Origin of the sequence: Arcticibacter tournemirensis, assembly GCF_006716645.1 — a bacterium.
GTDB lineage: Bacteria > Bacteroidota > Bacteroidia > Sphingobacteriales > Sphingobacteriaceae > Arcticibacter > Arcticibacter tournemirensis.
The window spans coordinates 3035570-3049264 of record NZ_VFPL01000001.1 but is presented as its reverse complement, the minus strand read 5'-3'; the positions used below and the strand labels follow the sequence as shown (position 1 = coordinate 3049264).

Annotated in this window: 12 protein-coding genes; 6 read left to right on the top strand and 6 right to left on the bottom strand. The window is 44.1% G+C overall.

From position 1 onward, the window contains the following. The first annotated feature begins 99 nt into the window (after window positions 1-99). Complete coding sequence (locus BDE36_RS12820; RefSeq protein WP_141815193.1) at window positions 100-894, top strand: sulfite exporter TauE/SafE family protein; 795 nt, start codon at window positions 100-102, stop codon at window positions 892-894. On the opposite strand, the gene BDE36_RS12815 is transcribed toward BDE36_RS12820, so the two are convergent. Then, window positions 864-3185: a GAF domain-containing protein gene (locus BDE36_RS12815; RefSeq protein ID WP_141815192.1), complete on the bottom strand. Its 2322-nt coding sequence runs from the start codon at window positions 3183-3185 to the stop codon at window positions 864-866. The two genes, BDE36_RS12820 and BDE36_RS12815, sit on opposite strands and share 31 nt — an antisense overlap. Window positions 3186-3367: 182 nt before the next feature. Between BDE36_RS12815 and BDE36_RS12810 the strand changes: the two genes are divergently transcribed. After that, the gene (locus BDE36_RS12810; protein WP_141815191.1) at window positions 3368-6970 is read left to right on the top strand and encodes a BamA/TamA family outer membrane protein; all 3603 of its coding nucleotides are present in this window, start codon (window positions 3368-3370) and stop codon (window positions 6968-6970) included. 54 nt (window positions 6971-7024) lie between these two features. Beyond that, on the top strand, window positions 7025-7585 hold the full coding sequence (efp, locus tag BDE36_RS12805) for an elongation factor P (RefSeq protein ID WP_141815190.1): 561 nt from the start codon (window positions 7025-7027) through the stop codon (window positions 7583-7585). Between the two features lie 14 nt (window positions 7586-7599). Here efp and BDE36_RS12800 read toward each other — a convergent pair whose 3' ends face one another. After that, window positions 7600-8460 carry a DUF4886 domain-containing protein gene (locus BDE36_RS12800; protein ID WP_141815189.1) on the bottom strand — a complete coding sequence of 287 codons (861 nt, stop codon included), beginning with the start codon at window positions 8458-8460 and terminating at the stop codon, window positions 7600-7602. A gap of 241 nt (window positions 8461-8701) precedes the next feature. Here BDE36_RS12800 and BDE36_RS12795 point away from each other — a divergent pair, with 241 nt between their 5' ends. Beyond that, entirely contained in the window at window positions 8702-9409 is a 708-nt protein-coding gene (locus BDE36_RS12795; RefSeq protein WP_141815188.1) for an adenylate/guanylate cyclase domain-containing protein, read from the top strand. A gap of 84 nt (window positions 9410-9493) precedes the next feature. After that, window positions 9494-10618, top strand: coding sequence for a hypothetical protein (locus BDE36_RS12790; protein ID WP_141815187.1), 1125 nt, complete (start codon window positions 9494-9496; stop codon window positions 10616-10618). Here BDE36_RS12790 and BDE36_RS12785 read toward each other — a convergent pair. Genes BDE36_RS12785 through BDE36_RS12770 form a run of 4 tightly spaced genes read right to left on the bottom strand, consistent with a single transcriptional unit; the run spans window position 10594 to window position 12136 of the window. Beyond that, window positions 10594-11007: an acyl-CoA thioesterase gene (locus BDE36_RS12785; protein ID WP_141815186.1), complete on the bottom strand. Its 414-nt coding sequence runs from the start codon at window positions 11005-11007 to the stop codon at window positions 10594-10596. The genes BDE36_RS12790 and BDE36_RS12785 overlap by 25 nt on opposite strands. Then, window positions 11004-11390, bottom strand: coding sequence for a NifB/NifX family molybdenum-iron cluster-binding protein (locus tag BDE36_RS12780; RefSeq protein WP_161987623.1), 387 nt, complete (start codon window positions 11388-11390; stop codon window positions 11004-11006). Before BDE36_RS12780 ends, BDE36_RS12785 begins: the two co-directional genes overlap by 4 nt. A gap of 21 nt (window positions 11391-11411) precedes the next feature. Continuing rightward, window positions 11412-11735 (bottom strand): NifB/NifX family molybdenum-iron cluster-binding protein, encoded by a 324-nt coding sequence (locus BDE36_RS12775; RefSeq protein WP_141815184.1) that lies wholly within the window; start codon window positions 11733-11735, stop codon window positions 11412-11414. Then, window positions 11732-12136: a DUF134 domain-containing protein gene (locus BDE36_RS12770; RefSeq protein ID WP_141815183.1), complete on the bottom strand. Its 405-nt coding sequence runs from the start codon at window positions 12134-12136 to the stop codon at window positions 11732-11734. The genes BDE36_RS12775 and BDE36_RS12770 overlap by 4 nt, the downstream gene beginning before the upstream one ends. Window positions 12137-12455: 319 nt before the next feature. Here BDE36_RS12770 and BDE36_RS12765 point away from each other — a divergent pair, with 319 nt between their 5' ends. After that, complete coding sequence (locus tag BDE36_RS12765; RefSeq protein WP_141815182.1) at window positions 12456-13694, top strand: DUF2264 domain-containing protein; 1239 nt, start codon at window positions 12456-12458, stop codon at window positions 13692-13694. Window position 13695 lies beyond the last annotated feature (1 nt).

Below are 13695 nucleotides of genomic sequence, written 5' to 3'. Positions count from 1 at the left end.
TGTAGAGGCATATCACGCTACTGGCAGCATAAAACATGTAACCGTGACTTTAGTCACCGTTCATCAGCCTTTGGAGTCGGACCTTCGTGCCAGAAACTTATGGAATTAACAGGGTATATTGCATCGGCCTTAATAGGTATATTTTTAGGATTGATTGGTGGAGGTGGATCTATCCTCACTGTACCTGTTATGGTGTATTTGTTCGGCGTACCTCCATTGCTGGCTACCTCCTATTCGCTTTTCATCGTTGGAACCACCAGCTTAATCGGAGCTGTCAATAATCTAAGAAAAGGACAGGTAAATCTAAGAGCAGCGCTTTTTTTTGGCGCCTCATCTGTTATAACTGTTTTTATAACAAGAAAATTTATCGTGCCTGCAATTCCCAAAGATATTGTGACAATTGGTGAATTTACCATTACAGAGCCCTTCCTCACAATGATACTGTTTGGTACGCTGATGTTGCTGGCCTCCTTTAGTATGATCCGTGATCATGATAAACCCTCACCTGAGAAAGAGTGTTCTGATTGTATAAGATTTTTTAAGCTAACAGGTTATGGAGTTAGTATCGGCCTGGTAACGGGATTCCTTGGTGCAGGCGGCGGATTCCTCCTCATCCCCGCCCTGATATTTCTGATCAAGCTGCCCATGAAAAAGGCCATAGGAACATCTTTATTCATTATTGCAATTAACTCCCTTGTTGGCTTCGCCGGAGACCTGGGGCATTTCACAATTGACTGGCAATTCCTTTCAGTTATAACGCTGATCGCCATTGCAGGGATATTCATCGGGGGCCTGATAAATAAAAGAATCCCTGGCGAAAAACTAAAAAAGGGCTTTGGTTGGTTTGTACTGGTTATGGGCCTTTACATCATCGTTAAAGAGGTGTTATCGTGATTGATCTTCACCCTCAGTGCTTTTAGCCCAACCACACCCTGTAAATCTTCCACATCAAGTTTTTCTATATTCCGGTCGAGTATATTCTGTTCCTGAAGCAAATGAACGTACTCGCTATATTCTTTTTCTTCATGCAGGTTGGAATAAACGATGGTGATTTTCCCTGGCTGTGTTATTCGCTCATCGGTATTCAGCACACAAGCTTTATCAATCCGCTTTTTTACTATTTCAAACCTGGCGTTATAGCTGCCGTCTACATCAAGCCGTTTTTCATCCATTCTAAACCGAACAGAAATGGGCGTATCGTACACCAAAACCAGTGTAGTAACGTCAAGCGGGTAAGGAAGTGACGGTTTATAGTAATGGTGAGCCGTCTCCATCTCACATAAAACCTTTAGCTGCCATAAGCGCAGGTCCCTCAGGTGTTTTTCTGTAAAAGCCTGTCCCGGCGCTATAGACGGGCCGATATACAGGTTATGCTCAATTCCGTCGGTTTTAAACCGTTCATAATAATGAGGGAATGCCTGTTGGGCCTCTTCCTGCCTGTTGTCAATTATACCCGCCAGCTTCTCATTTACCATCGTTATAGACTGTTCGTATTTACGCCGATGAGCATGAAACACCCCGGAGGCTTTATCATTCTCTATAAAATATTCTTTTATTGCACTGGCTAAACCGGGTTCCTGGCATTCACTCAGCCATGGATGAATATTGTTCAGTATGTAGTCGGTTATATATTGTTCGGTGCTTGCCTTCACCGGAAGAAGCAGATCCTGCAAAAAACGTTCGAGTTGTCTCTTTCCCTTCTCAAAGCCGTCAGATGGCGTGGGAACTGGTATTTTCTGCAATAACGACAACAGACTGAGCACTTGGGTTTGCAAATCTTTCTGAACGCTGAGATTGCGCGCAGCCGATGAACCCTTTATATCAATTTCACCATATAGGGGAAATACCTCGTTAAAGACTATTGCGCCTAACGACTTTTCCTCCCCGCGCCGCCGGCTATAGATATAACGCTGCGCTTCTTCCTTAAATTTCCAGTATACGCTGGAATGGATAGTGGTAAACTTTTCCTGTATAAATGCCTGAATCTGATTCTGGAATTCGACAATCAGCCTTTTAATATTATCTGTGATATAGGGCATCACCACATCCAGCTTGTTGGCATTGATACTGTTAAGTTCTTTGGACTTCTTTGATACTACCTCCAGCAAGCCTATAACTTCGTCATCTTTAACAACGGGAGCTAAAATAAAGCTCCTGATCGCGGAGGGTGCCACATGACAAGCTAAAGAGCTATCGGGGTTTTCAATATGAAAATCAGAGGTATCCGAAACGGCGAAATAACGCCTCTCGACGATCAGCGCCTGGTACGATCCGGGGCATAACACATCGTTAATGTTGCGGGGTTCGGTGCCCTCCATAATAAAACTGCGCAGGGGCTTGCCAAAAGCGGCAATACTAAGCGTATTGTCTTCACTGTTAAATAAGGTAAAGCCTATTTTAATATGCGGCGTGTCGAAAATCGATTGGAATACAGGATCAATACTCTGTTCAAAACTCGCTGCATCGAAACGCAGCAATCTTTCCTTAAGAACGGATACTGCGTTTTCTATCGTCACATCAATCAGCGACATCAAGGCGAAGCCCTTGATTAACCAGCTTTTTGGCGGAAACTTTTCCATCCATAAATCCAGATTGTCGTAGTTGTTTATTAACTGATCAATATCAGCGGAAGTGAGTTTAACCGATCTTTCGGTGGGTAAAATATCGAGAAAATCAGCATTATACAAAATCCTGTAGTGTCTGATGGTTCCATCTGAAGCAGGAATATCGTAGAATAATGGTTTTCTGAAGTCGAGTTTCGTATTGTAGAACTCATTAAGTATCAAACAGCAATTGAGAACGTAAAACTGGTGCTGATCTAAGTCGCGGATATTAAACTCAAAATTATCGCCGGCTGCTTTGAGAATATTATTGAACCGTTGTGTACGGTTAAAAACCACATTTAAATATGGAAAGGATACGCCCTTTATCTCGTTTAAGGTAAGTGGCTCAGGAAAATACTCCGCGAGCAGGCGCCTAATCAGACCGGCATTCGATTCAATTTGAGCTATATCTGTAATTCCGGTCCTGAGTTCAGGATGCTGGTTGATCTCTTTCAACAAAGCCTCTTCATGCCCTGCCTGACGATTTGCTTTTTCATTAACGGCTGATTCAAGATTGTCAATTACAGAATCGAACGACAGCTGTATCTGGAAAGGTGTATCGGGGAATGACAACAATTTCATAGGTGTTGTAAATATAGGTGAAAGTTGGGAGCTGAAAGCCGAAAGCCGAAAGGCAATGACAACATTCTGACACTTCCTTTAAGGATCCCTATTTTTATCCATAATTATACTATTATTGTATAACAGGTTCGATATTTCGTGTATTTTGAACTGTGCATCCGAAAATACTGAAGCATCTCATTATGAAAAGATATCTATTGACAATTTTCCTTTTCACTCTCACTCTAAATCTCATTGCGCAGGACTCTGTCCTTTATCGGGTGATCTTAATAGGCGATGCGGGTGAAATTGACATGCAGCAGAAAAATGTTGTTTCGGACGCCGTAGCAAAAATACTTACCAGTAGGACATCTGTATTCTTTCTGGGCGACAACATCTATCCCAGAGGAATGGGCTTGCCAGGCAGCGCTGAAGAAAAGACAACGCAGGAGATCCTCAAATCACAATATGAGCCTTTACGCAAAGCTGGCGCTCCTGTATATTTTTTACCGGGGAATCACGACTGGGACCGGATGGGACCGGCAGGGCTTGCTAAAATTAAACAGCAGTCGAGGTTCCTTGAAATGCAGAATGACAGCCTTCTCAGAATGATACCTCGCGAAGGCTGTCCCGATCCGGTAGAAATCCCGCTTTCGGATAGTCTTACGGTAATTGCTTTTGATTCGGAATGGTGGGTATATACTTACAATAAAACGAATCAGGATGGAGATTGCGATTGCAGCACAAAAGATGAAATAATAATGCGGCTCGAAGAGCTTTTCTTTAAAAACAGGCATAAAGTGATCCTGCTTGCATCGCATCATCCATTTCAGACCTATGGCACTCATGGCGGATACTTCTCACTTAAAGATCATTTGTTCCCGCTCACTGCGGCTAGCAAAAACCTTTATATCCCACTTCCGGTAATAGGCTCACTATATCCGTTCCTTCGCAACACTTTTACGAATCCGGAAGACGTGAAACATCCTCTTTATCAGGATATGATCAGGAGAATTGACGGGGTGTTCGACAAGTATCCGAACCTGATCCATGTTGCGGGTCATGAACACGGCCTTCAGTTAATAAAGGGCGAACAGTTTCAGGTAGTCAGCGGCGCGGGTGCCAAAAACAGTTATGCAAAAAAAGGAAAACATTCCTTGTTTGCCGATGCTACACAAGGTTACGTTATTGCCGACATTCTGAAGGATAACGCAATTCAATTGACCTATTATATTTATTCTGACACCGGGGTATCGAAAGCTTTCTCCTATAAAAAGCCTTATGTGCGGGTTAGGGACGCGGAGCAGGCATTTTATGAAAGTTTCACGGGCGACAGTACGACAGTCGCTATCCGGCCCGATTACGAAAAAGCAAGCAACTGGCACAGGAAGCTTTTTGGAGAGAACTATCGTAAAGAGTGGGCAACCGAAACGAAGCTACCGCTCATCCGGATCTCTGAAATAAGCGGAGGGCTTAGACCCACTAAACGCGGCGGAGGAATGCAGTCTAAATCTTTACGGCTTGAAGATAAAAACGGCAAAGAATGGGTCATCAGGAGCGTTGAAAAAAGTCCTGACCTGTTACTGCCTGAAGCACTGCGTGAAACTTTTGCGAGGGACTGGCTCGACGACGCCGTAAGCGCTCAGCATCCTTACTCAGCATTAGTGGTACCTCCTCTGGCGCATGCCGCGAATGTCCCTCATACAAACCCGGTGATAGGTGTAATCGCTCCCGACAAAAATCTGGGGGTCTACGAAAAAGCATTTGTAAATACGGTATGCCTTTTAGAAGAGCGTGAACCTTTAGGAGAATCGGACAATACGTTTAAAGTTCTTGACAAAATCAGGAAAGATAATGATAACAGCTACGACAGTGAGGCGTTTTTAAGAGCACGCTTATTGGATCTTCTCATCGGCGACTGGGACCGGCATGAGGACCAATGGCGCTGGGTGGATAGTAAAAAGGGCAACGAAGAAGTTTATCTGGGCGTACCGCGAGACCGCGATCAGGTGTTCAGGGTATCGGACGGGCTTTTTCCAACAGTCGCCAGACGTCGCTGGATAGCTCCCACCCTGCAGGGTTTTGGGAGGGAGATTGACGATGTGCGCTACTCGCTGTTCAAAACCCGTTTCGTTAACCACATACCAGCGTCGCATATAAGTTATGAACGATGGACGGAAATCACCGAAAACTTTGTTAATGCCATTACAGATTCGGTACTCGAAGCTGCGTTGCGAAGGCTTCCTCCGGAAACTTATACTCTGAGACATAACCGGTTACTGACTCAATTAAAAGACAGAAGAAAGGCGATCCCGGCGGCGATGGATGAGTATTACCGATTTATAAACAAAATCGTTGATATAAGGGCAAGCGATAAAAACGAAAATGCAGTCCTAAGCGACACACCTGAAGGTGTGAGGCTTACATTGCGAAAGAAAAACAAGGATGGTGCAATTACGGATACGCTGATGTCTAAAGTCTATCCTTCTGCAATAACAAAGGAGATCAGGTTATATACAGGAAAAGGGGAAGATGACGTAACTGTAGATGTAAAAGAATCGCCTGTGAAAATACGTCTGATCGGAGATTCAGGAGCCAAAACCTATGAGATAACAGATGCAGGGAAAAAAATAAGGATTTACGGAAAGGAAGAACAGGTAAGGATTAGCGGAAATTCCGCCCGAGTCATAAAGCGGCTGGACAATGACAGCACAAACACGGCTTTTGTGCCCGTGAACCTTTATAATGTTACCGTACCGCTCATGAATGCAGGCATTAACATTGATGATGGCTTTCTCTTAGGAGCCGGGTTCAGGCATATCCGTCAGGAAGGTTTCAGAAAAACGCCTTATGCCAATACACAACAGATAATGCTCACACACTCCTTTTCAACAGAGGCTTTTGCGTTGAGTTACCGCGGTGAATGGAACAGGGCGCTCGGCTCGGCTAGTTTTGTCATGAGCGCTTTGATTAATGCACCTGATAATACACGAAACTTTTTCGGCAGAGGAAATTCAACTCCCTTCATTAAAACGGGCGATTTCAAAAGGTATTACCGTTCCCGCTATAATACCTATCTCCTTGATGCTGCCCTGCAATGGAGAAATGATAAAGGCAGCAGTCTGAGTATAGGCCCCTCTTTTCAGTATTATACCTCTGATCCTTCCGACAATGTGGGCCGGATCATCAGCAATTCTTCGCTTATTAATTCATACGACAGCCTCACCGTTTCAAAAGAGAAAGCCCACGCCGGCTTTGTTATTAATTTTAACAGCGATAAAAGGAATAACGCGATCCTGCCTTCCTGGGGAACGTACGTAAACATCAGGATACAAGGATACAAAGGACTTAATGACTATTCCAGATCATTTCTGCAGGTTCTGCCAGAGCTTGCCTTTTATAAAAGTCTGAATAAGAAATCGACGGTCGTCATTGCTGAACGTCTCGGTGGGGGTATCTCGGCGGGTAAAACAGCTTTTTACCAGTCGTTGTTCCTCGGCGGGCACGACAATCTGCTTGGGTACCGCCAGTACCGGTTCGCCGGTCAGCACATGGTATATAATAATCTTGAGCTGAGGATCAAAGCGTCGGATTTCGCCAGTTACATCCTGCCCGGACAATTCGGATTTATGGCGTTCTACGATATTGGAAGAGTATGGGAGAAAGGAGAGCGTTCATCAACCTGGCATAACGGAACCGGGGCCGGCGTGTATTTTGCTCCGGCACAAATTACCTTATTCAGGCTTTTGGCAGGCTATTCGAAAGAAGGGTGGTACCCTTATGCAGCAATGAAATTCAGATTTTAATTTTGCAAAGACATTTTCATATATCTTTGAGCTCAAATTTTACAATTATTCTTTATGGCAAAGGCATCCGAAATAAAATCGGGAAACATCTTACGTTTCAACGGCGAACTGGTGACAGTTGCAGAAATATTACACCGTACACCAGGTAAAGGCGGAGCCTTTTACTTAGGCAAGTTTCGCAATATCAAAACCGGAAAGATCGTAGAGGCCCGTTTAGGGACTGACGAGCAGGTGGAAATCTGCCGGGTAGAAAGCAATGACTACCAATATCTGTATGAAGAAGGCGACTACTTTGTGGTTATGGATAACGTCACCTTCGATCAGTTCAATATTCCAAAATCACTTTTCGGGCCAGCCGCAAAGTTTATAAAGGAAGGCATGAACGTGATCGTTTCTTTGGAGAGCGGAGAGCCAATTATGGCTCAGGCGCCGAATTCTGTAGAGCTGGAAATCACCTATACCGAGCCGGCTGTTAAAGGCGACACTTCTTCGGGCGCACAGAAATATGCTACCACAGAAACCGGTATCGAAATAAAAGTTCCTTTATTTGTGAACCAGGGCGATAAAATCAAAGTCGATACACGTACGGGCGAGTATATCGAGCGCGTAAAATAATATCTATGGCCTCGTTATAAACTAAACGAGGCCATGGAAGTTACTTCATCAGGTTTGCGTATCGCATAATGCGCAGCATTCTGAGCTATTTTAGCTTTTGAGCTATTTATTGTTTCAGGGACATACGTGTTGCCTACTACGCTTTTGCCCGTAAGGGCTTCAAACCAGGTGCATGCGGCAGTGTAACGACCGTAAGTCAGCTCCAGGTGATAGCCGTCCCTGCAAAGATTATCTCCTATGGCACTTGTCCTGGCGTTCTGAATGGCCGTTCCGGATGGAATAAGAAGTTTAAAGCCCTTTACCTCTTTTACAACTTTCCTGGTTGCATCAACAATTGCCCGGTACATTTCATCCTGATTGTTATGGTAATTTGCGAAACCGGTATGCGATGATGTTTTAGCATAGGCCCAGGTGCGGTGCAGTATAAATTTAACACGATGATTGGTTGCATTACTTTTAGTATATTTCATCAGGTCGGTTAAATATGGAAAGTAGGTTGCATATATCCCTGAATTCGGGCTCGCTTGCTGGAAGCTAATATAGTCCCAGGGTTCATCTTTAATACAGGATAGCAAGGTGCTATTAGCGATTGTCGTCTTTTTACCGCCTACAATCTTTCTGTAAGAATAAGCCGCCGCGTTTGAACCGGCGTTTTTATTATGTGTTTCTAATGAACATCCACCGATATAGGCGTTTCCAATAACCAGACTATCACCGGCAGCTTTAGCAAGTTCGTAGAGGTAGTTTTCGACAGCATCATCAGAAAAGCTGTTCCCTATGGCCAATATTTTAATTACATCTTTCGCCTGAACAGACAGACTGTAAAAAGCAATAAGCAGCAGCGCGAAGACATTCTTAACAAAAGACTTTTTCATTTTATATTTTTTGGATATGTGTGTTGAGGTATTTTTCGCTAAATTAATAAATAGCAATCATCTTCTCAATCTTATTCATTAGCAGATGGTATTTTCCCAGGAGCAAATCTGATCATAGTGAATCCAACCCAAACAGTTGCATATTTTGTCATTTAAAAGTTACGAAAGCATTTTCTGAAAGAAAATTTAAAATGTTTTAAATACTTGTTCGTCTACTTCAAAAAACGATAATGATAACCCAATGAAAATTAGCTCTACATCCTCCTACGCACCAACTGCTGTTGCCTACCCGAATATCCTTCCGCCTGCCGATGCTGAAGAAGAACTGGCAATCTTGTTTTTAGATATCCGGAATTTTACTGGTTTGATGGAATCGCGACCAGCCAGAGAAGTTATCGAGGTAGTGCATCGGTTGTTTTCCATGTTTAATAAGATTATAAAAACGTTCAAAGGCACCGTTGTAGAGATGGCAGGAGACAGCCTTTATGCCGTTTTCGGATTCGGATCTTCTATCAAAGAAGCGGCAAATCAAAGCTATCAGGCCGCAAGGATGATGCTTGAGTCGGTTCAGTTGTTTAATGACGCATATGCCGCGGAATATCGGCAGAATCCGCTCGAAATTGGCATAGGCATGCATACTGGCAGTGTTGTCGTCGGGCAATTCGGACTTGAGTCGCAACAGCAGCAATTATCGGTAATGGGTTTACCTGTCAACATAGCATCACGCTTGCAGGCGAAAACAAAAGAGCTGAATAACGACCTTATCATTTCGGAAGAGGCTTACGGATTATTGCAGGGAAATGCCTCCAATGGTGAAAAAAGAACGGTCAGCTTGCCAGGCCTATCATCAAGTCAAGAAGTGCGCTTACTTGGCAAGCCTTACTACCGGAATATTCCTTTGGAGGAACCTGACTGCGATCTCGATTATGTACTCGCTATTTCGGGTTGAGCTATGTGTCAATTGCAAGAACATTAACGCAACACCGCTGATACTACTTATGAGATAAATGCGTTAGATGTATGGAAAGTGGGAATGAAACTGCGAAGGACATATAAGACATATAAAATACAACTACTATTCATTGTTACAGGACTGATACTGATCAATAGCTTTCAGACATCAGCGCAAATAGTACTGGAGAATTCGCCGATCGTACTGAAGCCTACGGGATATTATATCGCGACCATCGCAGACGAAAGAACCAGTAAAGGAGCCGTCGCTTCGCTGGTCATAAAAAATGCGGCAGATCAGACAATAGTTAAGACGACAGATCTGCATGGCGGTGCAATAGCAGCAGTCAACAACTATTTATCCAAAAATCTACAAAAAGACAGGTCGTTAAGGGCGGTCACTATCGGCCTGAATGAATTAAAAGTGAGCGAAGCGACCCTTCCCGATGGCAGCATTGAAGGTCGCATAAAGCTGCATCTCTCTTTTGGACTGACAAAAGAATATGGTGTAGCCCCTCTCACGTCTCCAAAGTTCGCGTTACGCTATACCCGGCCGGTTGGCAATACGACTTCTGTAGAAAGCCATATCCGCAATATTTTAAGAACTGCTTTGGTTAGTTTTGATAACTGGATGAAGGCCAATGTAAAATCCGATTGGCGGCTCGCCAGGGATGTTAGGTTCAACTTTTCGGATTACAGAGAGCAGCCTGAGGGCGACACGATATACTATTCACCTGAAAGAAAGCTAACCTGGGGTGATTTTCAGTCGCAGAATATACATTCAAACAAATACCAGGCACTCGTGATTCCCGGTCTTGGTTATATACAGGATGCGAAGCTAAAAAATGAGACTATCTATGTTGATGTCGCAATGAAAGCTTATCTGCCTAAAAGCGCCTGCTGGGCCAGTTCCGCTGGAAGAAACCAATATGCCTTAAACCACGAGCAACGGCATTTTGATATTGTAAAAATCATAGCCGAACAGTTTAAACAAAAGGTTTTGACTGAGAAACTTACCCCTGATACATATGAAGCTTTCCTTAACATGCAGTATCTTGATTCCTTAAGAGATATGCACGCTATGCAAAAGGCATATGACATTGAAACTTCCCACGGAATGAATGCAGCGGCACAGGCGAAGTGGAATGACCGGATCGACAGTGATCTAAAAAAACGCGACAATCACACCGCTACTTCCGCATTATGAACAGCGTTAATAAAAAAGGCAGGCGGATGGCAGGCCCTTTTGTTGACTTTACCAGCAAATGCCAGCGTCGTTTCCCCTTCGCAGATGAGCTTCCCATGCTGATTGGTTACATGATAGAGAAATACAATCCTTGCGCCTTTTAAAGCAGGAAGCCTGGTTTCAATCAGAAGTTCATCGTCGTAGAAAGCGGGCTTAATGTAATGTATTTTAACGTCTACAACCGGCAGGATAAAGCCAGCTTCCTCAATTGAAACATAGGAAACCCCTATGCTCCTCAACAATTCCAGCCTCGCCAGTTCGAAATATTTCACATAATTGGAATGATGTGCAAAGCTCATCTGGTCTGTATCGCAATACTGGACTCTTAATTTAGTACTGAAACTTATCATTTGTGATGGTGATTACATACATGCCCTTCCCCGTGATCTTCGCCATGCACTGAACAATTACTTCCCTGATCGGAAAGACGACCATCAAGGAAATCTCTTAAAACGGTGGTTGCTTCGCCCGAACATCCTCTTAAAACCACAATACGATTACGCCGTAACAGCGTGTACGAGCCGGTACCCATACTTCCCGCCAGTAGTACTTCTACCCCATGTTCGGCCAAAACGGTTGCTATTCCCGACCTGCATCCGCACTCTCCCGATCCTTGTATGATTTCAGTTTCGGTTACTTGTCCCGAAGGTTCCAGGGTAAATATCCTGAAGGCTTCTGCACTTCCAAAATGCCCGGAAACATCGGTTCCCGAAACGGCTATTGCTATTTTCATATTCATTTTCATTACGTTGTTCTACTTGTGTGAATTAACCTTTTTCAGGATATCCGCCAATGTCGTGTCTTTCCTATGGGGGATGATCATCTGCACTTGTTTTCCTCTTAAATAATCTGCCACTTTCACGCCGAAACGGCCTGCCACTACCGCCGAAACCCTTTTTGAAAGGAGCATTGAAGCGATGGCTATGCCCGTATCCTTCAGGCTGTCCTTTTCAGTATTTTCTAAATAAGTAACCTTGTCCGATTCACCGTTATAGAAGGCAAAAAAAGAACAGCGGCCAAACTGAAGATGCACGGGTGAGTTTAAGGTATTGTTATGAAGGGCTATGGCAATAATCATTGTTGCTCAACATTAGACAGGTTTACTGAAAGACAAAAAGGACAGGCTGGCTGATCATCCGTTACACAAGAAAAGCTGATCTCACAGCAAGAGCATGAGTACCAGTTGATTCCAACAATAGAATGACCTCCCTCCAGACGGATACCCGAAGCTTCTACAAATGCCCTGGCAATTTTATTTCTGGCGCTCTGGTAAACCCTTGTGAAAGTAGGCCTCGACACGTTCATTGCCTTAGCAGCCTGTTCATGTGTAAGATGATCATAATCGCAGAGTTTAATGGATTCATATTCTTCAAGATGAAGTACCACCTCTTCGCCCGACGATGTTTGAATACCAAAAGGCTTAAATCCCGAAAAAGACGGAGCCCGCTGTATTACTCTTGATTTCTTTATTCGCGCCATAAATAATGCACAATAATAATGAACATTTGCTCATAATTGAAATTTATTTCCCCAGTAGAGAAAGCATACCTGTCCAAAACCGAATGAGGCTATCTACGTAGCATCTTGCCGCTCGCTCCCGTGCTTCTTCGATTTTTATCGAAGAAGCACGGGAGAAAGACAAAGCATGGTCGCTAAGTGGTGGCTTTCCACTCTGAAGCATTTCTGAAGCGGGTACGAAGCGGAACATCCGATTGAACTAAATTAAAATCATATTGACCAGTATTTAAACAAGATAATTTTCTTTAAACGACCATATTTGTAAAAGAGAAAGCATTATATGAAAACTAAAATCTTTATTGGCATTCTTACGATCTGTTTAGTTGCTTCGGTTTCAGCGCAGCAGAAAAAAAACTGGTTAATTCCTGAAAAGAACAATGACCGGGCGTACTGGACGACCCTGCTGTATAAAATGGCAGCGCCTGTTTTAAGCAATATGAGCGAAGGCAAACTGTCGGAGAAAATGCAGCTGGAGCTAAGCCCGAGCTGGGACGGGAGAGATAAAAAGGTTTCATATATGGAATGCTTCGGACGGCTCATGTCGGGACTGGCTCCCTGGTTAAGTCTTCCCGACGACAACACTCCGGAAGGAAAACAAAGGAAACAGCTGCGTGAGTGGGCGCTAAAGAGCTACGCTCAGGCTGTCGATCCCGAAAGTCCGGATTACCTGCTTTGGCGGAAAGAGGGACAGCCTTTAGTAGATGCAGCCTTCCTTGCAAATAGCTTCCTCAGGGCACCTGAGCAACTATGGAAGCCCCTGGATGACGTAACAAAAAAACGATATATAGCCGAGTTCCAGCAGTTAAGGCGCATTAATCCGCCTTATACCAACTGGCTGTTATTCTCTGCTATGGTTGAGACATTTTTGATGACCGCCGACGCGCAATACGATTCGTACCGGATCACCAGCGCTCTTCGCAAAATAGACGAATGGTATGTTGGGGACGGATGGTATTCGGACGGAGAACACTTTGCATTCGATTATTACAACAGCTATGTGATACAACCGATGTATGTGGAGGTGCTTGAAGAGCTGGTAAAGAAGAAACTGGCCAGACCTGCCCAGCTTGAAACGGCGAAAAAGAGAATGCAGCGGTACGGCGCAATTCTCGAACGTTTTATTTCTCCCGAAGGCAGCTTTCCTGTATTCGGCCGCTCGATGACCTACCGTTTAGGGGTATTCCAGCCATTGGCTTTGCTTGCGCTGAAGAAGGAACTTCCAGAAGAGCTTTCTGAAGGACAGGTGCGTTCTGCCCTTACCTCCGCCATGAAGAGAATGTTCTCTGTTGATGGTAATTTTAACACAGGAGGCTTTCTTCAACTTGGGTTTGCCGGACATCAGCCTGGAATAGCCGACAGTTACACAAACAATGGCAGCCTGTATCTTACGTCGCTTATATTCTTACCATTGGGGCTTCCCGCTGATCATTCGTTCTGGACTTCGCCCGCAAAAGAATGGACGCAGAAAAAAGCCTGGAACGGTAAAGAATTTCCGAAGGATCATGCCGTGGGGTACTAAA